The sequence below is a fragment of the Pseudomonas sp. P129 genome (assembly GCF_020312195.1).
Lineage (GTDB): Bacteria > Pseudomonadota > Gammaproteobacteria > Pseudomonadales > Pseudomonadaceae > Aquipseudomonas > Aquipseudomonas fragariae.
Window position 1 is genome coordinate 35454 of the sequence record NZ_JAGPYS010000017.1, and the last position, 26088, is coordinate 61541.

The 26088-nt window shown below is 60.4% G+C and carries 29 protein-coding genes; 15 read left to right on the forward strand and 14 right to left on the reverse strand.

The features are described 5' to 3' along the window. The first annotated feature begins 12 nt into the window (after positions 1–12). Positions 13–471: a hypothetical protein gene (locus tag KBY02_RS24605; RefSeq protein ID WP_024640086.1), complete on the forward strand. Its 459-nt coding sequence runs from the start codon at positions 13–15 to the stop codon at positions 469–471. 1 nt (position 472) lies between these two features. Here KBY02_RS24605 and KBY02_RS24610 read toward each other — a convergent pair whose 3' ends face one another. Continuing rightward, positions 473–1162: an alpha/beta family hydrolase gene (locus KBY02_RS24610; protein ID WP_032656962.1), complete on the reverse strand. Its 690-nt coding sequence runs from the start codon at positions 1160–1162 to the stop codon at positions 473–475. Between the two features lie 669 nt (positions 1163–1831). On the opposite strand from KBY02_RS24610, the gene ccoN reads away from it, so the two are divergent. The 12 genes from ccoN (at position 1832) to hemN (ending at position 12719) form a co-directional block, all read left to right on the forward strand. Further along, the gene (gene ccoN / locus KBY02_RS24615; protein ID WP_032656964.1) at positions 1832–3274 is read left to right on the forward strand and encodes a cytochrome-c oxidase, cbb3-type subunit I; all 1443 of its coding nucleotides are present in this window, start codon (positions 1832–1834) and stop codon (positions 3272–3274) included. Next, the gene (gene ccoO, locus KBY02_RS24620) at positions 3274–3882 is read left to right on the forward strand and encodes a cytochrome-c oxidase, cbb3-type subunit II (protein ID WP_004408121.1); all 609 of its coding nucleotides are present in this window, start codon (positions 3274–3276) and stop codon (positions 3880–3882) included. The genes ccoN and ccoO overlap by 1 nt, the downstream gene beginning before the upstream one ends. A gap of 5 nt (positions 3883–3887) precedes the next feature. Continuing rightward, positions 3888–4079: a CcoQ/FixQ family Cbb3-type cytochrome c oxidase assembly chaperone gene (locus KBY02_RS24625; protein WP_004408120.1), complete on the forward strand. Its 192-nt coding sequence runs from the start codon at positions 3888–3890 to the stop codon at positions 4077–4079. Then, complete coding sequence (gene ccoP, locus KBY02_RS24630; RefSeq protein ID WP_024642994.1) at positions 4076–5053, forward strand: cytochrome-c oxidase, cbb3-type subunit III; 978 nt, start codon at positions 4076–4078, stop codon at positions 5051–5053. The genes KBY02_RS24625 and ccoP overlap by 4 nt, the downstream gene beginning before the upstream one ends. Before the next feature lie 125 nt (positions 5054–5178). Next, on the forward strand, positions 5179–5430 hold the full coding sequence (locus tag KBY02_RS24635; RefSeq protein WP_003370228.1) for a type II toxin-antitoxin system prevent-host-death family antitoxin: 252 nt from the start codon (positions 5179–5181) through the stop codon (positions 5428–5430). Beyond that, entirely contained in the window at positions 5430–5882 is a 453-nt protein-coding gene (locus tag KBY02_RS24640; RefSeq protein ID WP_024640091.1) for a type II toxin-antitoxin system VapC family toxin, read from the forward strand. Before KBY02_RS24635 ends, KBY02_RS24640 begins: the two co-directional genes overlap by 1 nt. 64 nt (positions 5883–5946) lie before the next feature. Continuing rightward, complete coding sequence (gene ccoG, locus KBY02_RS24645; RefSeq protein ID WP_024660952.1) at positions 5947–7359, forward strand: cytochrome c oxidase accessory protein CcoG; 1413 nt, start codon at positions 5947–5949, stop codon at positions 7357–7359. 10 nt (positions 7360–7369) lie between these two features. Beyond that, positions 7370–7906, forward strand: coding sequence for a FixH family protein (locus tag KBY02_RS24650; protein ID WP_225650833.1), 537 nt, complete (start codon positions 7370–7372; stop codon positions 7904–7906). A gap of 2 nt (positions 7907–7908) precedes the next feature. Next, positions 7909–10383, forward strand: coding sequence for a heavy metal translocating P-type ATPase (locus KBY02_RS24655; RefSeq protein ID WP_054092382.1), 2475 nt, complete (start codon positions 7909–7911; stop codon positions 10381–10383). Next, on the forward strand, positions 10362–10565 hold the full coding sequence (gene ccoS, locus KBY02_RS24660; RefSeq protein WP_004408106.1) for a cbb3-type cytochrome oxidase assembly protein CcoS: 204 nt from the start codon (positions 10362–10364) through the stop codon (positions 10563–10565). Before KBY02_RS24655 ends, ccoS begins: the two co-directional genes overlap by 22 nt. Next, on the forward strand, positions 10558–11241 hold the full coding sequence (locus KBY02_RS24665) for a sulfite exporter TauE/SafE family protein (RefSeq protein WP_096135776.1): 684 nt from the start codon (positions 10558–10560) through the stop codon (positions 11239–11241). The genes ccoS and KBY02_RS24665 overlap by 8 nt, the downstream gene beginning before the upstream one ends. 95 nt (positions 11242–11336) lie before the next feature. After that, positions 11337–12719: an oxygen-independent coproporphyrinogen III oxidase gene (gene hemN / locus KBY02_RS24670; protein ID WP_096135777.1), complete on the forward strand. Its 1383-nt coding sequence runs from the start codon at positions 11337–11339 to the stop codon at positions 12717–12719. A 14-nt stretch (positions 12720–12733) separates the two neighbouring features. Here hemN and KBY02_RS24675 read toward each other — a convergent pair whose 3' ends face one another. Then, positions 12734–13201, reverse strand: coding sequence for a chemotaxis protein (locus KBY02_RS24675; RefSeq protein ID WP_004408101.1), 468 nt, complete (start codon positions 13199–13201; stop codon positions 12734–12736). 152 nt (positions 13202–13353) lie between these two features. Here KBY02_RS24675 and fnr point away from each other — a divergent pair, with 152 nt between their 5' ends. Together fnr and KBY02_RS24685 are read left to right on the forward strand one after the other, a co-directional pair. Next, positions 13354–14088, forward strand: coding sequence for a fumarate/nitrate reduction transcriptional regulator Fnr (gene fnr / locus KBY02_RS24680; RefSeq protein WP_004408100.1), 735 nt, complete (start codon positions 13354–13356; stop codon positions 14086–14088). A 61-nt stretch (positions 14089–14149) separates the two neighbouring features. After that, on the forward strand, positions 14150–14698 hold the full coding sequence (locus tag KBY02_RS24685) for an adenine phosphoribosyltransferase (RefSeq protein ID WP_024652073.1): 549 nt from the start codon (positions 14150–14152) through the stop codon (positions 14696–14698). Between the two features lie 419 nt (positions 14699–15117). Here the strand turns inward: KBY02_RS24685 and KBY02_RS24690 are convergent, their stop codons facing one another. From KBY02_RS24690 to fleN, 12 genes are all read right to left on the reverse strand, one after another. Beyond that, on the reverse strand, positions 15118–15519 hold the full coding sequence (locus KBY02_RS24690) for a DUF2802 domain-containing protein (protein WP_003316837.1): 402 nt from the start codon (positions 15517–15519) through the stop codon (positions 15118–15120). Beyond that, the gene (locus KBY02_RS24695) at positions 15520–15999 is read right to left on the reverse strand and encodes a chemotaxis protein CheW (protein WP_003370201.1); all 480 of its coding nucleotides are present in this window, start codon (positions 15997–15999) and stop codon (positions 15520–15522) included. 57 nt (positions 16000–16056) lie between these two features. Then, a complete protein-coding gene (locus KBY02_RS24700; RefSeq protein WP_116894129.1) occupies positions 16057–16959 on the reverse strand; it encodes a CheW domain-containing protein in 903 nt (300 codons plus the stop codon). Between the two features lie 75 nt (positions 16960–17034). Next, positions 17035–17823 (reverse strand): ParA family protein, encoded by a 789-nt coding sequence (locus tag KBY02_RS24705; RefSeq protein WP_003316833.1) that lies wholly within the window; start codon positions 17821–17823, stop codon positions 17035–17037. A gap of 45 nt (positions 17824–17868) precedes the next feature. Next, positions 17869–18756 (reverse strand): flagellar motor protein MotD, encoded by an 888-nt coding sequence (gene motD / locus KBY02_RS24710; protein ID WP_004408098.1) that lies wholly within the window; start codon positions 18754–18756, stop codon positions 17869–17871. Between the two features lie 6 nt (positions 18757–18762). Further along, a complete protein-coding gene (locus KBY02_RS24715) occupies positions 18763–19503 on the reverse strand; it encodes a flagellar motor protein (RefSeq protein ID WP_003436124.1) in 741 nt (246 codons plus the stop codon). Beyond that, positions 19503–20663 (reverse strand): protein-glutamate methylesterase/protein-glutamine glutaminase, encoded by a 1161-nt coding sequence (locus tag KBY02_RS24720; RefSeq protein WP_004408097.1) that lies wholly within the window; start codon positions 20661–20663, stop codon positions 19503–19505. Before KBY02_RS24720 ends, KBY02_RS24715 begins: the two co-directional genes overlap by 1 nt. A 50-nt stretch (positions 20664–20713) precedes the next feature. Then, complete coding sequence (locus KBY02_RS24725; RefSeq protein ID WP_058399422.1) at positions 20714–22987, reverse strand: chemotaxis protein CheA; 2274 nt, start codon at positions 22985–22987, stop codon at positions 20714–20716. 33 nt (positions 22988–23020) lie between these two features. Continuing rightward, on the reverse strand, positions 23021–23806 hold the full coding sequence (locus KBY02_RS24730) for a protein phosphatase CheZ (RefSeq protein ID WP_003316828.1): 786 nt from the start codon (positions 23804–23806) through the stop codon (positions 23021–23023). 19 nt (positions 23807–23825) lie between these two features. Continuing rightward, complete coding sequence (locus tag KBY02_RS24735; protein WP_161420660.1) at positions 23826–24200, reverse strand: chemotaxis response regulator CheY; 375 nt, start codon at positions 24198–24200, stop codon at positions 23826–23828. 256 nt (positions 24201–24456) lie between these two features. Then, positions 24457–25197 (reverse strand): RNA polymerase sigma factor FliA, encoded by a 741-nt coding sequence (gene fliA / locus KBY02_RS24740; RefSeq protein WP_003378731.1) that lies wholly within the window; start codon positions 25195–25197, stop codon positions 24457–24459. Then, on the reverse strand, positions 25194–26027 hold the full coding sequence (fleN, locus tag KBY02_RS24745; protein WP_003412391.1) for a flagellar synthesis regulator FleN: 834 nt from the start codon (positions 26025–26027) through the stop codon (positions 25194–25196). The genes fliA and fleN overlap by 4 nt, the downstream gene beginning before the upstream one ends. Positions 26028–26088 lie beyond the last annotated feature (61 nt).

Consider the following 26088-nt stretch of genomic DNA (forward strand, 5'->3'; position numbering starts at 1 on the left):
CAGGTTCAGTCCATGCATCGTCCGCCTCCCTCACCCCAGCGTTGCGTTCACACTGCTGTCCATGAAGGCCGTTTTGCCGCCAGCATCAACACGCAGCCCTTCAAGACCTCCTCTCTGACAGGCAGACTGACCCTGCGATCGGAACTGGAACGGGCCCCTGCTCAATGGATATGGCAGGTTATCGCCGACGGCAAGGTGGGCAACAGGCGAGCCACCCTCGGCTTGTTTCTGGATCGCGATCTTGAGCCCGGCGACCACGACCTGATCGATCATGAGCAGATCAAGGTGATCTACAACGAAACGCTGCACCGGAAGAACACCGTCTACCACTCGGCGCATTTCCAGGGCGGCCGGCTGGTTCTGCTTGAAGGCAGTCCCTGCACACTGCGGATAAGAGGCTTATTCAGTTTCAATATGTCATCAATCAACCTGGATGTGACCGACGGCGCTTTCGACCTGTATTGCCGGTGACTCAGGTGCGCAGGAACCCGGCAATCTCTCTCGCGGATTCAGCCAGGCATTGCTCATGGCTGATGCCCGCGACCTTCAATGGTTTGAGGTCATGATTGGCAGTCGGCAACCAGTGCAGCCGGATGGCACTCGACAATGCATAGCCCTCCACCGCTTCGCGATTACCCAGCGCGTCGCGTTCGCCCTGCACGATCAGCGTGGGTGTCTTCAGTTCGGCCAGATGAGCCACGCGTGGTTTTTCAGGCTTGCCCACGGCGTAGAACGGATACCCCAGACACACCAGCGCATCGACCTCAAGCTCATCGGCGATCAGGCTGGCCATCCGCCCGCCCATCGATTTGCCGCCGACCGCCAGACGTCCAGAGATGTGAGCACGCGCGCAGGCGAACACTTCTCTCCAGCATTCCAGCAGTTGCGCCTGTGGATTGGGTGGACGCTTGCTGCCGCCCTGACGCCGCTGCGCCATATAGGGAAACTCGAAGCGCAGGACGCTGATACCTTGCGCCGCCAGATCAGCCGCCATGCGGTTCATGAAGTCGCTGTCCATCGGTGCGCCTGCACCGTGCGCCAGCAGCAAGGTCGGCGCTTCCAGCGCATCCGCAGGCCGAGCGGGCGTCCATAGCCAGCCTCTGTCACTGATCAGGTGCAGCCATTGATTCGTAGCGATAACAGGCTTCAAGCCGTTGCTCATGGTTGCCTCATTCAGGTGAGTCGCCGAGTGGCCCGCTACTATAGCGGCGAACAGGGTTGCGAATCCTGCACGAATCGCGAGCGCGAGGCGCATCGGCATGCCTCGTCCCGTCGGACAGCCACCATTCAGGTCTGCCCGAGTACTCTGTCAAGGTGCAAAAGGTAAAGTACCGAGGCGATGAGCGCCCCAAACCTGACACCCCGGGCGGTTTCATTGACGGCACTGGCCTCGCACAACTGCAACAACACCGCTGAGTCGGTCACCAGAGTCATATGCCTGCTCAGGCCAATTTGCGGGGCAATGACAGGTGTCACTGCCGACTGAATAGACGTGACGGTCTTTGCGCGAGTCCTGATCAACTCTTCTGTACGCGAAGGTCGCCACCGCTGTGTTCCAGTCCAGCGGCGATGCGTGAACTCCGCACCCTGCAACGGGGTGCGGAATACCCACTCACACATAGCGCTGCCCTCTGCGCCTTGCTACGACTTCCCACACCCCTGTTTCAAAGCTAAACTCGCGAAACGCGTCTGCCGCAACCCTTTGACACTCTTTGATGTGCCTGTCTGTTCCTGCCCCTGCCTTTTCGGTGTGCTTCGATGCCATTTCCAGCGCTGCATCGCCCTGGCCCGATTACGTCTGCGGTAACCCTCTGAATCGTGGAAGTCTGCAATGAGCACAACAATCAGTCCGACAACCTACAACTACATCGTGGTGCGCCAGTTTGCCATCATGACCGTGGTCTGGGGTGTGGTCGGCATGAGCCTGGGCGTGTTCATTGCTTCGCAGCTGGTCTGGCCAGGGCTGAACCTGGAACTTGAATGGACCACCTTCGGGCGCCTGCGCCCGCTGCACACCAATCTGGTGATCTTCGCTTTCGGCGGCTGCGCGCTGTTCGCCACCTCCTATTACGTAGTGCAACGCACTTGCCAGACGCGGCTGATTTCCGATGGTCTGGCGGCCTTCACCTTCTGGGGCTGGCAGGCCGTGATCGTCGGCGCCATCGTCACGCTGCCGATGGGCTACACCACCACCAAGGAATATGCCGAGCTCGAATGGCCGGTGGCGATTCTGCTGGCCATTGTCTGGGCCGCCTACGCTGCGGTGTTTTTCGGCACCATCGTCAAACGCCGGACCCGGCATATCTATGTCGCCAACTGGTTCTACGGCGCGTTCATCGTGGTGACCGGCATGCTGCACATCGTCAACCATATCTCGTTGCCGGTCAGCCTGTTCAAATCCTATTCGGCGTATGCCGGCGCCACCGACGCCATGATCCAGTGGTGGTACGGACACAATGCCGTCGGTTTTTTCCTGACTACCGGTTTTCTCGGCATGATGTATTACTTCGTGCCCAAGCAGGCCGAGCGCCCGGTCTACTCCTATCGTTTGTCCATCGTGCACTTCTGGGCATTGATCACCCTGTATATCTGGGCCGGTCCTCACCATCTGCACTACACCGCCCTGCCAGACTGGGCGCAGTCGCTGGGCATGGTGATGTCGATCATTCTGCTGGTCCCCAGCTGGGGCGGGATGATCAACGGCATGATGACGCTGTCAGGCGCGTGGCATAAGTTGCGGACCGATTCGGTACTGCGCTTTCTGGTGGTCTCGCTGGCGTTCTATGGCATGTCGACCTTCGAAGGTCCGATGATGGCAATCAAGACCGTCAACTCGCTTTCGCACTACACGGACTGGACCATCGGCCATGTCCACGCCGGGGCACTGGGCTGGGTCGCGATGATCACCATCGGGTCGGTCTACCACATGATTCCGAAACTCTATGCCCGCCCGCATATGTATAGCGTCAGCCTGATCAACACGCACTTCTGGCTCGCGACCGTCGGCACCGTGCTGTACATCACCTCGATGTGGGTCAATGGCATCACCCAGGGCCTGATGTGGCGCGCAGTGAACGACGACGGCACGCTGACCTACTCCTTCATAGAAACCATGCAGGCCAGCCACCTGGGCTATATCGTGCGGGCCATCGGCGGCGCGATTTTCACCAGCGGCATGTTGCTGATGGCCTACAACGTGGTGCGTACGATACGTGCCTCGGACCCGCAGGCAGCCGAATCAGCCACCCGTATCGCCGTCGCGGGAGCGCATTGATGAAGCATGATGCGCTGGAAAAAAACATCGGCCTGCTGGCCTTCTTCATGGTGATTGCCGTGAGCATCGGCGGGCTGACGCAGATCGTCCCGCTGTTCTTTCAGGACGTCACCAACCAGCCTGTCGAGGGCATGAAGCCGCGCAGCGCGCTTGAGGTGGAAGGCCGTGATGTGTTCATCGCCAACGGCTGCGTCGGTTGCCACTCGCAGATGATCCGCCCGTTGCGCGCCGAAACCGAGCGCTACGGGCATTACTCGGTGGCGGGCGAAAGCGTCTGGGACCACCCCTTCCTGTGGGGCTCCAAACGCACCGGGCCGGACCTGGCGAGGATCGGCGGTCGCTACTCGGACGAGTGGCACCGGGTACACCTGAACAACCCGCGCGACCTGGTCCCGACCTCGATCATGCCGGCCTACCCGTTTCTGGCCGAGAAGACCATCGACAGCACGCAGACTGCGAAAAAGCTGCAGGTGCTGCGCACCCTCGGCACCCCGTACACCGACGCGGATATCGCCGGTGCAGCGGCTGCGGTGCAGGGCAAGACCGAAATGGACGCGCTGGTGGCCTATCTGCAAGGCCTTGGCACGCTCATCAAGAGCAAACGGTGATCATGATGGACATCGGAATGATTCGAGGCCTTGGCACACTGGTCGTGATGGTGGCGTTCATCGGCCTGATGCTGTGGGTGTTCAGCCCTGCCCGCAAGGCAGACTTCGACGACGCGACCCTGCTGCCTTTCGCGGATGACCCCGAGGCCATCGGCAAGGTCGAAACTGCCAGGGCTGAACGGGAAGGCCGGTCATGAGTACGTTCTGGAGCCTGTACATCGCGGTCCTGACCCTGGGCACCATCATCGCCATGCTCTGGCTGCTGCTGTCCACACGCAAAGGTCAGCCCGACGAACCGACGGATGAAACCGTCGGCCATACGTTCGACGGTATCGAGGAATACGACAACCCGCTGCCCAGATGGTGGTTCTATCTGTTCCTGGCGACCATCGTCTTTGCACTGGGCTATCTGCTCCTGTACCCGGGGCTGGGCAACTGGCAGGGGTTGCTGCCCGGTTATGAATACCGGGACCAGGACAGCAAGACGCAATTCTCCGACGGCCAGCAAGGCTGGACCAGTGTCCATGAATGGGAGCGGGAAGTCGCAAACGCCGAGGCCCGTTATGGGCCGCTGTTTGCCAGGTACGCGGCCATGCCCGTCGAGGAAGTGGCCAAAGACCCGCAGGCGTTGAAAATCGGTGCACGTCTGTTCGCGTCCAACTGCTCGGTCTGCCACGGCTCTGACGCGAAAGGCGCCTATGGCTTTCCCAACCTGACCGATGCCGACTGGCGCTGGGGCGGCGATGCCCAGTCGATCAAGACCTCCATTCTTGCAGGCCGTATGGGCGTGATGCCAGCCCTGGGCGGCGTGCTCGGCGAACAGGGTGTTCGCGATGTGGCGGCCTACGTGCTGACGCAGCTGGACGCGCGCGCACTACCGGAGGATGCCAAGGCTGACCCGGTGGCCGGACAGAAGACCTTCACCAGCCTGTGCGTGGCCTGTCATGGTCCAGAGGGCAAGGGAATGCCGATTCTCGGCGCACCGGATCTGACCCACCCCAACGCGTTTATCTACGGTTCCAGCTACGCTCAGTTGCAGCAGACCATACGTGATGGCCGCCAGGGCCAGATGCCTGCTCAGCAAGCACTGCAAGGCAATGACCGGGTTCACATTCTGGCTGCCTATGTTTACAGCCTGTCCCGCCAGGAGCAGCCTGCTGAATCCAGATGACAGGGCTCCGCTCAGTCCATGGTTGTTGCAGTCTGAAACAACAAATTCGTTGTAGTTACATCTCTACATGACTAGACTCGTTCACGACCACAATACGCTGTCTACTCATTCCGGAAGTCGCGCACATGCCCACTACCCTCTCCAGCCGTGAATTCAATCAGGACACCAGCGGGGCCAAGAAGGCGGCTAATGAAGGCCCGGTGTTCATTACCGACCGAGGACGTCCGGCCCATGTGCTGCTTTGCATCGAGGATTACCTGAAGCTGACCGGCAGTGCGGCAAGCATCGCCGACATGCTGATAATGCCCACTGACATCGATATCGAGTTCGAGCCTCAGCGCGCCGTGATCACGCCCCGACAGGTTGATCTGTCCTGATGTTCCTGCTCGACACCAACGTGGTTTCAGAGCTCAGAAAGCGCACTGCAGACGCCAATGTGCTGCGCTGGTCGCGAACACAAATGGCCTCCAGCCTGTTCATCTCGTCCATCACGATTCTTGAACTCGAAACAGGTATCCTGCGCATCGAACGCCGCGACCCGACACAAGGCGCAGTATTGCGAATGTGGCTCGACCAGCATGTATTGAAGGCATTCGCCGGGCGTATCCTGACAGTCGACACCCAGGTCGCAAGGCGCTGCGCGCAATTGCACGTTCCCGACCCGCGCAGCGAATGCGATGCGCTGATCGCCGCCACTGCGCTGGTACATGGCATGACCGTGGTCACACGCAACACAATGGACTTTCAGTCGTGCGGGGTCGCGCTGCTCAATCCCTGGGTCAGCCAGTTGAATGAAGAAGCGGCCGTTTATTCACGTGCAGCACGTTGAACGCGGATGTGAACCTGCCTGACCTGTATCGGCCGGGGTCAGGCTACCGCCACTGGACTCATCGATGACCAAGCAGATTCCAGTACACGACATCACCCCGGCATCCGAAACAGGCGGCGAATTCACCGACCTCTATGCTTCGCGCGAGAAGATCCAGACCCGCGCGTTCAAAGGCCTGTTTCGAAACGTGCGGATGCTCGGCGGCGCCCTGTTGCTGCTCATCTTTTTCGGCACGGTCTGGCTGAATCGCAGCGGGCATCAGGCGGTCTGGTGGAACCTGCCGGAACGCAAGTTCTACATCTTCGGTGCAACGTTCTGGCCGCAGGATTTCATCCTCTTGTCCGGCATTCTGATCGTTGCAGCGTTCGGGCTGTTCTTCATCACCGTCTACGCCGGACGGGTCTGGTGTGGCTATACCTGCCCGCAGAGTGTCTGGACCTGGATCTTCATGTGGTGCGAGAAAGTCACCGAGGGCGACCGCAACCAGCGCATCAGGCTCGACCATGCCCCGATGAGTACCGACAAACTGCTGCGCAAGTGTGCCAAGCACAGCCTGTGGCTGCTGATCGGGTTTGCCACCGGCATGACCTTCGTGGGTTATTTTTCGCCCATCCGCGCGCTGTGCGTGGATCTGTTCACGGGCCAGGCGGATGGCTGGGCCTATTTCTGGGTCGGTTTCTTTACCTTGGCCACTTACCTGAATGCGGGCTGGCTGCGCGAGCAGGTATGCATCTACATGTGCCCCTATGCGCGGTTCCAGAGCGTGATGTTCGACAAGGACACGCTGATCATCTCCTACGACCAGAATCGTGGCGAAGCCCGAGGTCCGCGCAAGAAGGAGGCCGATCCTCAGGCACTGGGGCTGGGTGACTGCATCGACTGCACGATGTGCGTGCAGGTCTGCCCGACCGGCATCGACATTCGTGACGGCCTGCAGGTGGAGTGCATCAGCTGCGCGGCGTGCGTCGATGCCTGCGATACGGTCATGGACAAGATGGATTACCCTCGCGGCCTGATTCGCTACACCACCGAACACAACCTGTCCGGGCAACGCACCCGCACCCTGCGCCCGCGTCTGATCGGTTATGCGCTGGTCCTGCTGCTGATGATTGCGCTGTTGACCGCGGCGTTCTGCATGCGCACGCTGGTGGGTCTGGAGGTCAGCAAGGACCGCATGCTGTTCCGGGAAAACGCCGAAGGCCGGATCGAGAACGTCTACAGCCTGAAAGTGATGAACAAGGATCAGGTTGACCACGCCTATGTGTTGCAGGCCAGCGGCCTGCCCGACCTGAAACTGCAGGGCCGTCGGAAAATCAGCGTACCGGCGGGTGAAATCGTCAGCCTGCCGGTGGAGCTGTCCAGTGCGCCGGAAAAACTGCCGTCGCACAGCAACGAGGTCACCTTTACCCTCAAGGATATCGACAGCGATGCACAGGTCGAGACCCAAAGCCGCTTCCTTGGCCCACCTATTCGTTAAGAGCCCCGTCATGCCCGCTGCGACTGCTGCAAGCCCCTGGTACCGGCACCTCTGGCCATGGATCATCATCGCCATCCTCACCGGCTCGGTGACCTTGAGCCTGTCGATGGTGTTCATCGCCGTGACCCACCCGGACCCGCTGGTTACCGACAACTATTACGAGGCCGGCAAAGGCATCAATCGCTCGTTGAATCGCGAAGTGCTCGCCCAGACCCTCAAACTGCATGCGCGTCTGCACATGGATGAGCTGACCGGTGAAGTCGGGCTGCGCCTGAGCGGCAACAGCAACCCGGAGCGTCTGGAACTCAACCTCATTTCGCCCACCCGCCCTGACAGTGATAGCCGGGTGTTCCTGAGCCGCAGCCCCTCCGAACCGGGCCGTTACATCGGTCAGTTGCAGGACAAGGTCAATGGTCGGCGTTTTGTGGAACTGCTGGGTGTCGAAGGCGAGCAGACCTGGCGCCTGTTCGAGGAAGAACAGATTGGCACTGACGACGTGACCCTCGGTGACGAACCACTGCAAGCCGCGCAACGCCGGAAAGACTGAACGTGGCCAGGCCCTCCTCTCCCGCGCCGCTGCACTGCTACCACTGCGGTTTGCCGGTCCCGGCGGGCAGCCATTTCAACGCTGTAGTGCTCGGTGCATCCCGACGGCTGTGCTGCCCCGGTTGTCAGGCAGTGACCGAAGCCATCGTTGCGAGCGGTCTGGACAACTATTACCGCCATCGCAGTGAAACCTCGGCCAACCCGGAAAGCCTGCCCAGCCAATTGCTTGATGAACTGGCGCTCTACGACCGCCCCGACGTACAGGCGCCATTCGTGCGCCACGACGGCGACCTCTCAGAGGCCACGCTGCTTGTCGAAGGCATCAGTTGCGCGGCCTGCGGCTGGCTGATCGAGCAACGCCTGGGGCGGCTGCCTGCGGTGGCCGAAGCGCGTATGAACCTGTCCACTCATCGCCTGCTGGTGCGCTGGAACGCCGACCAGCTTGCCCTCAGCCAATTGCTCAACGAACTGCACGCGATTGGCTATGTCGCCCATCCATGGCAGGCCGATCGCGCTGCCGAACGCCTGGCGAGTGATAATCGCCTGGCGTTGCGACAACTGGGGGTCGCCGGCCTGCTGTGGTTTCAGGCCATGATGGCAACCATGGCCACCTGGCCGGAGTTCAATATCGACCTCAGCCCGCAGATGCACACCATCCTGCGCTGGGTGGCGCTGTTTCTGACCACGCCGATCGTCTTCTACAGTTGCGCACCGTTCTTTCGCGGTGCCTTGCGCGACCTGCGCAGCCGCCACCTGACAATGGATGTGTCGGTGTCGCTGGCAATAGGCGCGGCCTACGCCGCAGGGATCTGGACCGCTGTCACCGGCGCTGGCGAACTGTATGTCGATGCCGTCGGCATGTTTGCACTGTTCCTGCTGGCCGGCCGCTACCTGGAGCGCCGGGCCCGCGAGCGCACGGCGGCGGCCACCGCCCAACTGGTCAACGTGCTGCCCGCCTCATGCCTGCGCCTCAGCGATGACGGCCAGAGCCAGCGCATCATGCTCAGCGAGCTGCACCTGGCTGACCGGGTGCTGGTGCAGCCCGGTGCAGTGATACCGGCTGATGGCAAAATCCTCGAAGGCCGCTCCAGTGTCGACGAGTCGCTGTTGACCGGCGAATACCTGCCACAAATGCGCAGTGTAGGCGATGCGGTCACCGCAGGAACGTTGAATGTCGAAAGCCCGCTGACCATCGGCGTGACGGCGCTGGGTCACGAAACCCGCCTTTCGGCCATTGTCCGACTGCTCGAACGTGCTCAGGCAGAAAAACCCCGACTCGCGCAGATCGCCGACCGGGCGGCACAGACCTTTCTGCTGTTATCGCTGATCGCAGCTGCGCTGATCGGGGTGATCTGGTGGCAGTTGGACGCATCGCGCGCGGTCTGGATCGTACTGGCCATGCTCGTCGCCACCTGCCCTTGCGCACTGTCGCTGGCGACGCCGACCGCCTTGACTGCGGCGACCGGCACTCTGCACAGACTCGGCCTGCTGCTGACCCGAGGTCACGTGCTCGAAGGCCTCAACCAGATCGACACGGTCATCTTCGACAAGACCGGCACCCTGACCGAAGGACGCCTGACGCTGCGCAGCATTCACCCATTGCGCGAGCTGGACGCCAATCGCTGCCTGGAGCTGGCGGCCGCCCTGGAAAACCGCTCCGAGCACCCCATCGCCCGCGCTTTCGGTCGAGCGCCGAGAGCTGCCGAGGAGGTGCTCAGCACACCGGGGCTGGGTCTGCAAGGTCGTGTTGACGGGCATCTGCTGCGCATCGGCGAGGCGGCTTTCGTCTGTGCGCTGAGCGGCGCTGAAACGCCCTTGCCAGCTGAAAGATCCGGCCAATGGCTGTTGCTGGGCGATGCGCAGGGCCCACTCGCATGGCTGGTGCTGGACGACCGGCTGCGCGAGGATGCAGCCATCCTGTTACACGCATGCCGGGCGCGAGGCTGGAAAACGCTGCTGTTGTCCGGTGACAGCTCGCCGATGGTTGGCAGTATCGGGCAGGCGCTGGGCATCGACGATGCGCGTGGCGGCATGCGCCCGGACGATAAGCTGGAGGTGCTGCGCCAGCTTCAGGCTCAGGGGCGCAAAGTGCTGATGATCGGTGACGGGGTGAACGACGTACCGGTCATGGCAGCAGCCGACATCAGCGTGGCGATGGGCTCGGCCACCGACCTCGCCAAAACCAGCGCTGACGCCGTGCTGCTGTGCAACCGCTTGCCGGTGCTGATCGACGCCCTGAATCTGGCCCGCCGCACGCGTAGCGTCATTATCGAAAACCTGCTCTGGGCCGGTCTGTACAATGGCCTCATGCTGCCCTTCGCGGCGCTGGGCTGGATCACTCCGGTGTGGGCGGCGATCGGCATGTCGCTCAGTTCGCTGACTGTGGTGCTCAACGCCTTGCGCCTGACCCGCCTGTCGCGTCGTGCGCCTGTCTCCCCATCTGCCCCGGAGGTTTCATGCCCGCGCTTTACATCATGATCCCTGCCGCTCTGCTGCTGGTGGGCGTGGCGATCTACGTGTTCTTCTGGGCAGTGGACAGCGGCCAGTACGACGACATGGAAGGTCCGGCACACAGCATATTGTTCGATGACACGCCGCCTGTGGAACATGTCCCGCCTGAGCCTCCCCAGTCGGGCGCGGACGAGAAACGCGATGTTTGAACTTGCTTCGATGCTGTTCTCGGCATTCATTCTCGGGCTGCTGGGCGGTGGTCACTGCCTGGGTATGTGTGGCGGCCTGATGGGTGCCCTGACGCTGGCCATCCCCAAAGAACAGCGCAGCCGCCGGTTTCGTCTGCTGCTGGCCTACAACCTGGGGCGCATTCTCAGCTACGGCGTTGCCGGCGTGTGTTCCGGACTGGTCGGCTGGGCGGTCGCGCAAAGTCCGCTGGCGGCAGGCCTGCGCATCGTCGCCGCCGTGTTACTGATCATGATGGGGTTGTACCTGGCCGGCTGGTGGAGCGGACTGACCTATATAGAGCGCCTTGGCCGAGGCCTGTGGCGTTATTTGCAACCCCTGGCCAGTCGCCTGTTGCCGGTGTCCAGTGTGCCGCGCGCCTTGTTGCTCGGCGCCCTGTGGGGCTGGCTGCCCTGCGGGCTGGTCTACAGCGCCCTGCTGTGGGCCGCCAGCCAGGGCAATCCTCTCGACAGCGCGCTGCTGATGCTGGCCTTCGGGCTGGGCACCTGGCCCGTGCTGCTGGCCACCGGCCTGGCTGCCGAACGCACCACGGCCTTGCTGCGCAAACGTGGTGTGCGCATGGCGGGAGGGCTGCTGGTGATAGTCTTCGGTATCTGGACCTTGCCAGGCCCGCATCAGCATTGGCTGATGGGGCATTGAGGCCGGTAACTCTTGCCATTTGATCCACATCAACGCCGCCCCTCGGCCTCCTGCGTATGCTCGCAACATCGCCAGCCGGACCGGGAAACGCGCGCATGCTTGACGCCATTCGTTGGGATTCAGACCTGATCCATCGCTACGATGTGGCAGGACCGCGCTATACGTCCTATCCGACAGCGGTGCAGTTCCATACCCAAGTGGGTGCCTTCGAGCTGCTGCACGCGCTACGCGAAAGCCGCAAGGCGTCACGTCCGTTGTCGCTCTACGTGCATCTGCCCTTCTGCGCGAACATTTGCTACTACTGCGCCTGCAACAAAGTCATCACCAAGGATCGCGGACGCGCTCAGGCCTACCTGCAACGGCTCGAGCACGAGATACAAATGCTCGCCTGTCACCTGGCGCCCGGTCAGGTGGTGGAGCAACTGCACCTGGGCGGCGGTACGCCGACCTTTCTCAGCCATGCTGAACTGCGCCGCTTGATGGCGCAGTTGCGCTTGCATTTCAATCTGCTGGAAGACGACTCCGGCGACTATGGCATCGAGATCGATCCTCGCGAAGCGGACTGGTCGACGATGGGGCTGCTGCGCGAGCTGGGTTTCAACCGGGTCAGCCTGGGCGTTCAGGACCTCGACCCGACGGTGCAGCGGGCGATCAACCGCATGCAGAGCCTGGAAGAGACCCGCGCGATTGTTGAAGCAGCGCGCACGCTGCAATTTCGTTCGGTGAATATTGATCTGATCTACGGTCTGCCCGCGCAAAACCCGCAGACCTTCAGCCACACCGTGGACAAGGTCATCGATCTGCAGCCTGATCGGCTGTCGGTGTTCAACTATGCGCATCTGCCCGAGCGCTTCATGCCGCAGCGGCGCATCGACGCGGCGGATCTGCCGGATGCAGCGAGCAAACTGCTGATGCTGCAGCGCACCGTCGAACAATTGGGCAACGCCGGCTATCGCTACATCGGCATGGACCATTTCGCCCTGCCCGACGACGAGCTGGCCACCGCCCAGGAAGACCTGACCCTGCAGCGCAACTTTCAGGGCTATACCACGCATGGCCACTGCGATCTGATCGGGCTGGGGGTTTCGGCCATCAGCCAGGTCGGCGAGCTGTACAGCCAGAACAGCAGCGACCTGAGCGAATATTCAAGGCTGCTGGACAGCGATCAGCCCGCAACCAAACGCGGCCTGCTCTGCAACGATGACGACCGCATCAGGCGCGCGATCATTCAGCAGTTGATCTGCCACTTCACACTGGAGTTCGGCGAGATCGAAAAGACTTTCCGCATCGATTTCAGGGACTATTTCCGCGATGCGTGGCCGCAACTGCTTGGCATGGCCAGCGACGGGCTGATTACGCTGAGCGAGACGGGCATTGAAGTCAGACCGGCGGGCCGACTGCTGGTGCGCGCTGTGTGCATGGTCTTCGATGCCTACCTGACCCGGCAGAACAGACAGCAGTTCTCTCGGGTGATATGACCCGTTGCCAAGTGCTACATTTTGGCCAGAACCAGCATGCCCGCCTTGGTCTTGTCGCCGTCACTGGAGCCCAGGCTGTTCATGAGCGACGACAGATCGGCCGTGGAATTGCTCACCTGCGCCTGCAACGTGCTGAGCACGGTCTGTAGCGCCGCCGCCTTGGTCCTGCGCTCCTCGGGGCTCAGGCTGGGGTCATTCAGGGCCTTCTGGATCTGCTCCATGGTCTCCTCGATCCTGCGCTGAAGTTCGCGAATCGCCTTGAGGATCTTCTGCACGGAAGCCGGCAGGCCGCTCTGCTCGATATCAGCGTTTCTGGAAGACGATGACGCAGCCGCCTTGCCTTCTGCCGACAAATTGACCTGCACGCCCTTTGTCTCGCTTGCCGACGCCTCGGCAGTGCTTTGCCCGGCGCTACTGTAGGTGGTCTGAGAGGTCGCAGTGCGGATCGTAATGCTGTTGATCAACGGGAGTGTCGTTGACATGACGGGGCATCCTGGCTTGGCTGAAGGAATACAGGTTTATCGGCAGACAATCCGCAACCTTGACGACGCCGACAGGTTTGCAGGCTGGCCCCGACAAGCCTGGGTGAGTTACCCTTACGGCTTATGTGTGATTTCCCACAAGGAATTAAGTGATGTCCGAGCCAGTCAAGTTGCGCGCTCAAACCCAGGCTCACTGCAAGGATTGCAGTCTCGCGCCGTTGTGCCTGCCCCTTTCGTTAAATACCGAAGACATGGACTGCCTTGACCAGATCGTCAAACGCGGCCGGCCACTGAAGAAAGGCGAGTTTCTGTTTCGCCAGGGTGACACCTTCGAGTCGGTCTACGCGGTGCGTTCCGGGGCGTTGAAAACCTTCAATATCAGTGACAGCGGTGAAGAACAACTCACCGGCTTTCACCTGCCCAGCGAACTGGTAGGCATGTCCGGTATGGACGCCGAGGCTTACCCGGTCTCGGCGCAGGCACTGGAAACCACATCGGTCTGCGAAATCCCTTTCGAGCGCCTGGACGAGCTGTCCGTAAGACTGCCGCAACTGCGTCGGCAGTTGATGCGCGTCATGAGCCGTGAGATCCGTGACGATCAGCAAATGATGCTGCTGCTGTCGAAAAAGACCGCCGATGAGCGTATCGCCACGTTTCTGATCAATCTGTCTGCACGCTTTCGCGCCAGAGGCTTTTCGGCCAATCAGTTCCGCCTGAGCATGTCGCGCAATGAAATCGGTAATCACCTGGGTCTGGCAGTCGAGACGGTGTCCCGTGTATTTACCCGATTCCAGCAAAATCAGCTGATTTCTGCCGAGGGCAAAGAGATACACATCCTCGACCCCATCGAGCTGTGTGCGCTGGCTGGCGGGTCGATGCAAAGCTGAAACGTGCGATCTTTGGCGGGTCGGCTTAAACTGTCGGCCAAAACCGCCATGGAACCCCCTGATGACTTTCGATCAATCGAACTTCAAATCCCTCATCCGCCCGGTCGTGGACTTCCCCAAGCCGGGCGTGGTCTTCCGTGATATCACGCCCCTCTTCCAATCACCCAAGGCCACCCGCCAGGTGATTGACAGCTTCGTGCAGCGCTACATCGATGCCGAATTCAGCCATATCGGCGTGATGGACGCGCGGGGTTTTCTGATCGGTTCGGTGGTCGCGTATCAGCTGAACAAGCCGCTGGTGCTGTTTCGCAAACAAGGCAAGCTGCCCGCCGATGTACTGTCCGAGGCGTATCAGACCGAATACGGCGAAGCGTATCTGGAAGTGCATGCCGACAGTCTGTGCGAAGGCGACTCGGTCGTCATGTTCGATGACCTCATCGCGACCGGAGGCACGCTGGTCGCCGCCGCCAACCTGATCCGCCGTATGGGTGCCGAAGTGTACGAGGCCGCTGCGATTATCGACCTGCCGGAACTGGGCGGCTCCAAGCGTCTTAACGACCTGAAGATCCCGACGTTCTGCCTGACCGAGTTTGCGCTGGACGAGCAGTAACGGCACAGGCACGAGAGTTACAGGTTCCAAACGGTCCAGCGCTCACGGCTATCGTAAATGCGCTTTTTTATCGCGATGGCACTGACGACGCAGAGTGCGACGTAAGTGACGGCTGAGTCCTGGCGCTGATCCGGGGGTAGCCTGGCAGGACGCCAGGCTAGCCGCACCGCGCCATGGATGGCGCGTTGCGGCGACCCCCGGATCAGTGACAGGGCGAAGGAACCCGACGAAGTCGGGCCGGAAACAGGAGCGAAGGACTTTGCTCACTTTGGTCCCTCAAAGTGAGTCGCCGAGGGGCGAAAAGGTGACTTGAGTCGAACCCCAATCTACCTGACATCACAGAACCACTGTGTGACGCGGAGCGTCACGAACTGCATTCCCACGCGGAGCATGGGAACGATAGCCATCCGAACGAGAAACTAGCTCGCTGTATTGCCGTGCAGTTTGGTCATCAGTTGCGCTTCGGCCTGGGTCAGGCCGCAGGACTGGGTCAGCTCATCGATGCTGGCACCCATGCCGACCAGACGGGCGGCCTGGGCGAAGGACAGCGTGGAGGGATCGCGCTGCTCCAGCGCAGTGAGCTTGTCCGGTAACGGCGCAACGACGGCACGCAGCTCATGCAACGCTTCGCCCATGCGCACCGTACCGTTCTGGTAGTTGTCCAGGCGTCTGGCCAACTCCTTGATCCGCTGATCCCGCAAGGCAGCCGCCTCATCACGCTCGGCGTCGAGCTTGCGCTGACGCCTGGTATGGGCCAGGAACATAAACAGGGTGACAACCCAGAGAATGCCCAGAAAGACGACAGCTACCTCAAAGATCAATCAGATGTTCTCCAGCTCGGACCACTCTTCTTCGGACATCATTTTGTCCAGTTCAACCAGAATCAACAGCTCGCCGTTCTTGTTGCAAACGCCCTGAATGAACTTGGCCGATTCGTCGTTACCGACGTTAGGCGCAGTTTCAACTTCTGACTGACGCAAGTAAACCACTTCAGCCACGCTATCGACCAGGATACCGACCACTTGCTTGTCGGCTTCGATGATCACGATACGCGTATTGTCGCTGACTTCAACCGGGGCCAGGCCAAAACGCTGACGGGTATCGATCACGGTCACGACATTGCCGCGCAGGTTGATGATGCCCAATACGTAGCTTGGCGCACCCGGCACCGGGGCGATTTCAGTGTAGCGCAGCACTTCCTGCACCTGCATTACGTTGATGCCGTAGGACTCGTTATCCAGGCGGAACGTGACCCATTGCAGAATAGGATCTTCGGAACCTTGTGCAGACGACTTATTCATAACCCCAACCCCTCACGTGTGTTCTTTGCAGGTGATGCCACTGGCATCGACCCATGATTATTTCGACTTGTTCAACTGCTTGACCGCGCCACTGGCTATCAGCTCGGCCAACTCTGCAACATCCAGCAACGCGCACATGTGCTCGATGACCGTACCCGCCAGCCATGGACGATGACCTCGCTGCGCGCGCCATTTGATCTCGTTCGGATCAAGACGCAACGAACGGCTGACCTGATGCACCGCCAGCCCCCACTCGTACCCCTGCACCGAAATCACGTACTGCAATCCCTGGCGAAAATCGTCGCGGTAGCGATCAGGCATGATCCAGCGCGCGGTATCCAACACTTTCAGGTTGCCTGCCTGGCACGGCAGGATCCCGAGAAACCAGTCCGGCTGACCGAACAGCGGCGTCAGCTCCTGCCCCGCCAGCGGATAAATCGACCCCAGGCACACCAGCGGCACCGCCAGTGTCAGACCGGCCACATCGAACAACAGGCATTCGAACGGCTCGGCAGCCCATGCCGGACGACCATCGCTGGTCGGCGGTGGCGTCGGAGTGCGCTGGGCTGCCAGCGTGCTCAACTCGGCGACCGGTTCCACCAGCGCAACGGTGGGCACTGCCTCTTCAACCTGAGCCACGTCAACCTGCACCGCTTCGGCAACGATCACCGGAGCGACTTCAACCACTGCCGCAGGCGCTGCGACCTGTACCTCGACAGCCACCGCAGCCGGTGCGGCAACCGCGACCGCCAGCGGTTTGATCTGCGCCTGCATCCGCGCATCAAAGGCCTGCTCTTCGAGCACAGCCGCCTGAAATTCATCGATGCTGCTGACGGGCTCTTCGAGCACCTCAGTCGCGTCGTACAGCAATGCGTCCAGATAGGACTGCAATGCCAGTTTGGGTCGTGTTGCTACTTCTACAGGGCGGTTCATACCGGGGCCCAACAAAAAATGGAGCATGTGCAGCCTGATAGAGTTATCGGCCGCATTGAGGCATCACTTGAGCAAACAATGTAGAAAGAGTAGGCGTTCACGTCAGGCCACCTGCGCATTGAGCTGCTCGGCGAGCATATGCTTGAGCAATGCCCGGTAAGCGATCACACCACGACTCTTGCTGTCGTTCTGCGACGGCGTAAGACCCAGACGGCTGGCATCGCGCAGTCGGGTATCGACCGGCACATAGGCTTGCCAGACATGCTCGGGGAAGCTGTCACGCAACAGTTTCAAGGTGCCCATCGAGGCCTGGGTACGGCGGTCGAACAAGGTCGGCACGATGGTGTAAGGCAGCGGCACCTTGCGCGAACGGTTGATCATGGTCAGCGTATTGACCATGCGCTCCAGACCTTTCACGGCCAGAAACTCGGTTTGCACCGGAATCGCCAGTTGCTGGCTGGCCGCCAGTGCATTGACCATGAGAACGCCCAGCAGCGGCGGACTGTCGATCAACGCATAGTCAAAATCCTGCCACAACTGAGCCAGGCTTTTCGCGACAACCAGGCCCAGGCCGCTCTGGCCGGGTGACTGGCGTTCCAGCGTGGCGAGTGCAGTGCTGGACGGTATCAGCGAGATACGTTTGTCGCTGGTAGGCAGCAGCAACTGGCCGGGAAGACCGTCCGGCACCGCGCCTTTATGCAGGAACAGATCGAAAGCACTGTGTTCCAGCTCGTCCGGGTTATGCCCGAAATAACTGGTCATGGAGCCGTGAGGGTCCAGATCGACCACCACCACGCGCTTGCCTGAATCGGCCAGCAAACCGGCCAGGGCAATGGTCGTAGTGGTCTTTCCGACTCCACCTTTCTGGTTGGCTACTGCCCAGACTCTCATTAATTGTTTTCCTTCCGTACAGCGACGACCATACCGATACGATGTTTAGGGGGCGGGTGACGGAGAATTGACGGCGTTCGCGCGTACCGGCGGCTTTGCTGGCACCGGTGCAGTTTGTGTGCCAGCACGCCGCAATGCAGCATCCGGCTGCACATTGGCCGATCCGGCGCTGGTCAGGCTGCGGCGAATATCCAGATTCCGGGAGATAACCAGCACTACACGGCGGTTCTTGGCGCGTCCGGCGGTGCTGGTGTTGGGAACGATCGGCTGAAACTCACCGTAGCCCACCGAGGCGAGTCGCGCCGGATTGACGCCGTCCATGGCCAGCATGCGCACAATGCTGGCAGAACGCGCCGAAGACAGTTCCCAGTTGGTCGGAAACTGTGCAGTACTGATCGGCTGGTCGTCGGTAAAACCCTCGACATGGATCGGGTTGTCAAAGCGTTTGACGATCCCGGCGACCTTTTCAATGATGGTGAAGGCCTTGTCGCTGGGCATCGCATCGCCGCTGCCGAAAAGCATGCTGGAGTTAAGCTCGATCTCGATCCACAGTTCGTTGCCGCGCACAGTCATCTGGTCGGACTTGATCAGGTCACCAAAGGCATCGCGCACGTCCTGGGCGATGGTCTGCAAAGGGTCATCGGACGCCTGACCTATGCCGGCGTCAGTCTGCTCGCTGTCCTTGACCAACGGCTCGGCGGGCTTGATCGAGACCGGGCGCTGCTCACCGATGGGGATCGGCTTCATGGTGCGCTCGGTGTCGTTGAATACGCCGACCAATGCCTGGGACAGAATCTTGTACTTGCCTTCGTTGACCGAGGAAATCGAGTACATCACCACGAAAAACGCGAACAGTAAGGTAATGAAGTCGGCATACGACACCAGCCAGCGTTCGTGATTTTCGTGTTCTTCGACCTGACGACGGCGAGCCATGCGCTGTTACTCCATGAAGCCTTGCAGCTTGAGTTCGATGGAGCGCGGGTTTTCACCCTCGGCGATGGACAAAAGACCTTCAAGCAACATTTCGCGATAGCGCGCCTGACGGTGGGCAATGGCCTTGAGCTTGTTCGCCACTGGCAGAAGGATCAGGTTGGCCATGGCCACGCCATAGATCGTGGCGACAAAGGCCACCGCAATACCGCTGCCCAGTTGACTGGGGTCAGCCAGGTTGCCCATGACATGAATCAGGCCCATGACTGCGCCGATGATACCCACGGTCGGCGCGTAGCCGCCCATGCTTTCGAATACTTTCGCAGCCTGAATATCGCGGGTTTCCTGAGTGATGAAATCCACTTCGAGAATGCTGCGAATCGCTGCCGGCTCGGCACCATCGACCAACAGTTGCAAACCTTTGCGGGCATAACCGTCGGGCTCGGAATCGGCTACGGTCTCCAGACCCAGCAAGCCCTCTTTGCGGGCAGTCATGCTCCAGCCGATGACCCGGTCGACACCACCGGGCAGGTCGATACGTGGCGGGAAAATGATCCAGTGGATGATCTTCATGGCACGCATGAACGCGCTCATCGGTGACTGTAACAGCGAAGCACCGAGCGTACCGCCCAGCACGATCAGCGCCGCCGGGCCATTGAGCAAGGCACCGAGGTGCCCGCCTTCGAGAAAATTGCCACCAATGATTGCGACAAACGCCAGAATCAGACCGATAAGGCTCAGTACATCCATCAGAGACAGGCCTCTACCAGGTGCCGACCGATGTCGTCGAGACTGTAGATCGCGTCCGCAAGCTCAGCCTTGACGATGGCCATCGGCATGCCATAAATCACGCAGCTCGCTTCATCCTGAGCCCACACGGTACTGCCGGCCTGCTTGAGCAGACGCGCGCCCTCACGGCCGTCAGCGCCCATGCCGGTCAAGACCACCGAAAGCACCTTGTCGCCGTAGGACTTGGCGGCAGAGCCAAAGGTGATGTCGACACAGGGCTTGTAATTGAGGCGCTCGTCGCCCGGCAGAATCTTCACCGTACCGCGTCCGTCAACCATCATCTGCTTGCCACCCGGCGCCAGCAGCGCCAGACCAGGACGCAATACGTCGCCGTCTTCGGCTTCCTTGACGCTGATCTTGCACAGCTTGTCGAGACGCTCGGCAAATGCCTTGGTAAACGCCGCTGGCATGTGCTGAATCAGCACCAGTGGTGCCGGGAAATTGGCTGGCAGTTGGGTCAGCACCCGTTGCAGCGCAACCGGGCCGCCCGTTGAGGTGCCGATGGCCACCAGCTTGTAGGCCTTGCGCTTGGCCGTGCCGGAAGTCGTCGGGTGCGCCGGCGCATGACTGGCCGGGGCGGCTGGAGCCGCAGCAGGTGTCGCAGTGCGTGACGGCACCGCCCTGGCAGGTGCCGGGGCTGGCGCAGAGGCGCGGCTGGACAACGTCGACGGCGCCGGCGCGGCCGGAGCTGCACTGGCTGAACCGAACCCGCTGGAACGACGGTTGCTGCGTGAAATACTGTTGATTTTCTCGCACAGCAGTTGCTTGACCTTCTGCGGATTGCGCGAGATATCTTCGAAATTCTTGGGCAGAAAATCCACCGCACCGGCATCAAGAGCATCCAGCGTCACGCGCGCACCTTCGTGCGTCAGCGACGAGAACATCAATACCGGGGTGGGGATACGCTGCATGATATGGCGAACTGCCGTAATGCCATCCATCATCGGCATTTCGTAGTCCATGGTGATGACATCCGGCTTGAGCGCCAGCGCCTGCTCAATCGCTTCCTTGCCGTTGGTGGCGGTGCCGACCACTACAATGTTGGGGTCCGAAGAAAGAATTTCCGTAACGCGGCGGCGGAAAAAACCGGAATCATCCACCACCAGGACCTTGACTGCCATAAACACTCCAATAGGTGTCGCAGGCAGCCAGGCTGCCCGCAACCCCGGGTTCAGATACGCCGTGCGGCGTAACGCTTGAGCATGCTGGGTACATCGAGAATCAAGGCGATGCGACCGTCACCGGTGATGGTGGCGCCCGACATGCCCGGCGTACCTTGCAGCATCTTGCCCAGCGGTTTGATAACCACTTCTTCCTGACCAACCAGTTGATCGACGACAAAGCCGATGCGCTGGGTACCGACTGTGAGGATCACCACGTGCCCTTCGCGCTGCTCCTCGTGAGCCGCCGAACTGACCAGCCAGCGCTTGAGGTAGAACAGCGGCAAGGCCTTGTCACGTACGATCACTACTTCCTGGCCATCAACCACGTTGGTAGTCGACAGGTTCAGGTGGAAGATTTCGTTGACGTTGACCAGCGGGAAAGCGAAGGCCTGGTTGCCCAGCATCACCATCAGGGTCGGCATGATCGCCAGGGTCAGCGGCACCTTGATGACGATCTTCGAACCCTGGCCCTTGGTCGAGTAGATATTGATCGAACCGTTGAGCTGGGAGATCTTGGTCTTGACCACGTCCATGCCCACACCGCGACCCGACACATCGGAAATCTCGGTTTTGGTCGAGAAACCCGGCGCAAAGATCAGGTTGTAGCAGTCGGTGTCACTCAACCGATCGGCTGCATCCTTGTCCATGACGCCGCGCTTCACAGCAATGGAGCGCAGGACGTTAGGGTCCATGCCCTTGCCGTCATCGGAGATCGACAGCAGGATATGGTCGCCCTCCTGCTCTGCCGAAAGGATTACCCGACCGCCGCGGGATTTGCCCGTGGCTTCGCGCTCTTCCGGCGTTTCGATACCGTGGTCGACCGCGTTACGCACCAAGTGGACCAGCGGATCGGCAAGCGCCTCTACGAGGTTCTTGTCGAGGTCGGTCTCTTCACCGACCAGTTCCAGGTTGATCTCTTTCTTGAGCTGACGAGCCAGGTCACGAACCAGACGCGGAAAACGACCGAAGACCTTCTTGATCGGCTGCATGCGGGTTTTCATCACCGCAGTCTGCAGATCGGCAGTCACCACATCCAGGTTGGAAACTGCCTTGGACATGGCTTCATCGCCGCTGTTGAGACCCAACCGCACCAGGCGGTTACGCACCAGAACCAGCTCGCCGACCATGTTCATGATCTCGTCCAGTCGGGCGGTATCGACACGAACCGTGGTTTCAGCCTCTGTAGCCACCGGCTTTTCGCCGCTGGGTGCAGGAGCGCGCGCAGCGGCCGGAGCCGCAGCGGGTTTGGCCGGCTCGGCTTTCGCAGCAGGCGCCGGAGCAGGCTTGGCAACAGGAGGCGGCGGTGGCGGAGCAGCCGCTGCGGCTGCCGGAGCAGGCGCCTTGGCAACAATCGCCTCAGGCTCGAACTTGCCCTTGCCGTGCAATTCGTCGAGCAGGCTTTCGAATTCGTGATCGGTGATTTCGTCCGATGCAGCCGCAGCAGCGGGTGCCTTGGCAGCAACGGCTACAGGTGCCGCAGCTACGGGAGCCGCTACAGCGCCATCAAACGAGCCTTTGCCGTGCAGTTGATCGAGCAACGCTTCGAATTCGTCGTCGGTGATTTCATCACTGGCAGGCGCTGCACTGCCCTGCGCCACAGGTGCAGGGGCCGGAGCGGTTGCGGCATCGGCCGCAAATTTGCCCTTGCCATGCAGCTGATCGAGCAGGGATTCAAATTCCTGATCGGTGATCTCATCACCCGCCGGCGCAGCCGCTGCTGCTGGCGTCTGTGCAGGCGCTGCAGACACCGGGCTGGAGCCGTGCAGCGAATCGAGCAACTGCTCGAATTCATCATCGGTAATCTCGTCGCCAGCCGCCGGTTCTGCAACCGGAGCAGCAGCCTGTACTTCAACCACCGGCTCCGGCTCAGGGGCAACGGCCTCGTCGGCGGATTGTGGCTCGGCCAGCCGCGCAAGTGCGGCCAGCAGTTCTGGCGTCGCCGGGGTTACGTCAGTCCGTTCACGTACCTGACCAAACATGCTGTTGACGGTGTCCAGTGCTTCCAGGACCACGTCCATCAGTTCGGAATCAACGCGACGCTCACCCTTGCGCAGGATGTCGAACACGTTTTCGGCGATGTGGCAGCACTCCACCAGCTCATGGAGCTGGAGGAAGCCGGCGCCCCCTTTTACAGTGTGAAAACCGCGAAAAATTGCATTGAGCAGGTCAGCATCATCCGGTCGGCTTTCCAGCTCGACCAATTGCTCTGACAACTGCTCCAGAATTTCGCCGGCCTCTACCAGAAAATCCTGAAGGATTTCTTCATCGGCGCCGAAGCTCATGGGGTGCTCCCTAAAATTAACCGTCAACAGACCTTAGAAGCCGAGGCTCGATAGCAGATCGTCTACATCATCCTGTCCGGATACGACGTCTTCACGTTTATCGGCATGAATCTGCGGACCTTCACCCTGAGCGAGATGTTTTTTAGGATCTTTTTCATCGAGGATGGATTGTTCGTCATGTTCGATGCCTGCGAAGCGATCGACATGACTGGCCATGAGCACCAGTTTGAGCAGATTGCTCTCGACTTCAGTGACCAGTTGCGTCACACGCTTGATGACCTGACCGGTAAGGTCCTGGTAATCCTGGGCGAGCAGAATGTCATTCAGATGTGCGGAAACCTGATGGGTTTCCTTCTCGGTACGCGTCAGAAAACCATCGACCCGCTTGGCCAGCTCGCGGAACTCTTCGGCACCGATTTCGCGGCGCATGAAACGTCCCCAGTCGTCGCTCAACGCCTTGGCGTCGGAACTCAGGCCGTTCATGACCGGCGTACTCTCCTCCACCAGGTCCATGGTGCGGTTGGCCGCATTCTCGGTCAGCCTCACCACATACGACAGGCGTTCGGTAGCATCCGTGATCTGCGACACTTCCTCGGCTTGAGGCATGTGCGGATCAATGTGAAAGTTTACGATTGCACTGTGCAGCTCACGAGTCAGCTTGCCCACTTCCTGATAAAGGCCGCGGTCGCGTGTCTGATTGAGTTCGTGGATCAGTTGCACAGCGTCACCAAAACGACCCTTTTCAAGGCTGGTGACAAGTTCCTGCGCGTGTCTTTTTAAGGTCGACTCAAAGTCGGCCATCGAATCATTGTTATCCATAGCGCCCTCGCGGCTTGCATCAGCTATTGACGCGTTCAAAGATCTTGTCGATCTTGTCTTTCAGGGCTTGGGCAGTGAATGGCTTGACTACATAACCGTTCACCCCAGCCTGGGCAGCTTCAATGATCTGCTCACGCTTGGCTTCGGCAGTGACCATCAGCACGGGAAGGCTCTTGAGGCGTTCGTCCTTGCGGACTTCGCGCAGCAGATCGATACCGGACATGCCAGGCATGTTCCAGTCCGTCACCAGAAAGTCAAAGGCACCGCTCTGCAGCATCGGCAATGCGGTCAGACCATCATCCGCTTCCGATGTGTTGGTAAACCCCAGATCACGCAAAAGGTTCTTGATGATCCGCCGCATCGTTGAGAAGTCATCAACGATGAGGATTTTCATGTTCTTGTCCAATTCGACCTCCAAGCAGTCTTTAACGCGTTCAGCACCTGAACACGCTGTTCACTCAATACTGGCACAGCACACCCCCGGCTGTACGAAACGACGACGGGCTTGGCACAACAACAGGCAAAGACCTGAGAAACAAGCCCATCAAGGCAATGCCTGACAGGCTTCTGACGGGTCCATCCTGTTACCACGTAACGCTCTGCACAGCCGGCTTGCAGTCAACGCGCGGCCATAGACCGCACATTGCCTGTCAACGCGCTCGCCACTCCCCCAAACGCCCTCGCAAACGAGCTGCGCACTGGCTGTGTAACTGACTGACCCGAGATTCGCTGACCCCCAGAACCTCTCCGATTTCCTTGAGGTTCAGCTCTTCGTCGTAGTACAGCGCCAACACCAGACGCTCACGCTCTGGCAGATTGGCAATTGCATCGGCCAACGCAGCCTGGAAGCGCTCGTCTTCCAGGTCGCGCGACGGCTCAAGCGAACCGCTTGCGCCATCCTCGTGCAGCCCTTCATGATCGCCGTCCTGCAGCAGGTCGTCGAAACTGAAGAGGCGGCTGCCCAAGGTATCGTTCAAAATCCCGTAGTAATCATCGAGACTTAACTGGAGTTCGGCCGCAACCTCGTGATCTTTAGCGTCACGGCCGGTTTTAGCTTCAATTGCCCGAATTGCGTCACTCACCATGCGCGTATTGCGGTGTACCGAGCGTGGCGCCCAGTCCCCCTTGCGCACTTCATCGAGCATCGCACCACGGATGCGGATGCCGGCATAGGTCTCGAAACTCGCACCCTTGGTGGAATCATACTTGGTGGAGACTTCAAGCAGGCCGATCATGCCGGCCTGGATCAGATCCTCGACCTGCACGCTGGCCGGCAAGCGCGCCAGCAGATGATAAGCGATACGCTTGACCAAGGGCGCATAGCGCTCGATCAACTCGTATTGTGAATTACGGGAAGTCTTGCTGTACATCTGGTAGCCGCTCGCAGTCATTGCACAGGCCCTGCACTGGTCTGGTGAACGAGTCGCTCAACGAAGAACTCGAGATGACCCCGCGGGTTGGCTGGCAACGGCCAGGTATCAACCTTCTGGGCAATGGCCTTGAAGGCCAGTGCACATTTGGAACGCGGGAATGCTTCGTAAACGGCGCGCTGTTTCTGTACAGCCTTGCGTACGCATTCGTCGTACGGCACGGCGCCTACATACTGCAGCGCAACATCGAGAAAACGATCCGTCACTTTGGTCAGTTTGGCGAACAGGTTGCGCCCTTCCTGCGGGCTCTGTGCCATGTTGGCCAGCACCCGGAAGCGGTTCATGCCGTAATCGCGGTTGAGCAGTTTGATCAGGGCGTAGGCATCGGTGATCGACGTGGGCTCGTCGCACACCACCAGCAGCACTTCCTGAGCGGCGCGCACGAAGCTGACCACCGACTCGCCGATACCGGCGGCTGTGTCGATCACCAGCACATCGAGGTTGTCGCCAATCTCGCTGAACGCCTGGATCAGGCCGGCATGCTGAGCGGGCGACAGATGCACCATGCTCTGGGTGCCGGACGCAGCGGGTACGATCCGAACCCCGCCCGGCCCCTGCAACAGCACGTCGCGCAACTCACAACGCCCCTCGATGACATCGGCAAGCGTGCGCTTGGGCGTCAACCCAAGCAGCACGTCGACATTGGCCAGACCCAGATCGGCGTCCAGCAGCATGACGCGACGGCCGAGCTCGGCGAGGGCCAGTGAAAGGTTCACTGACACGTTAGTCTTACCGACGCCACCTTTGCCACCGGTCACCGCGATAACCTGTACGGGATGCATGCTGCCCATGTTATTTCTTTACCTTGTCTTGCGTAGACCGAAACCACATCGAGGGCTGCACGTGCGCAAA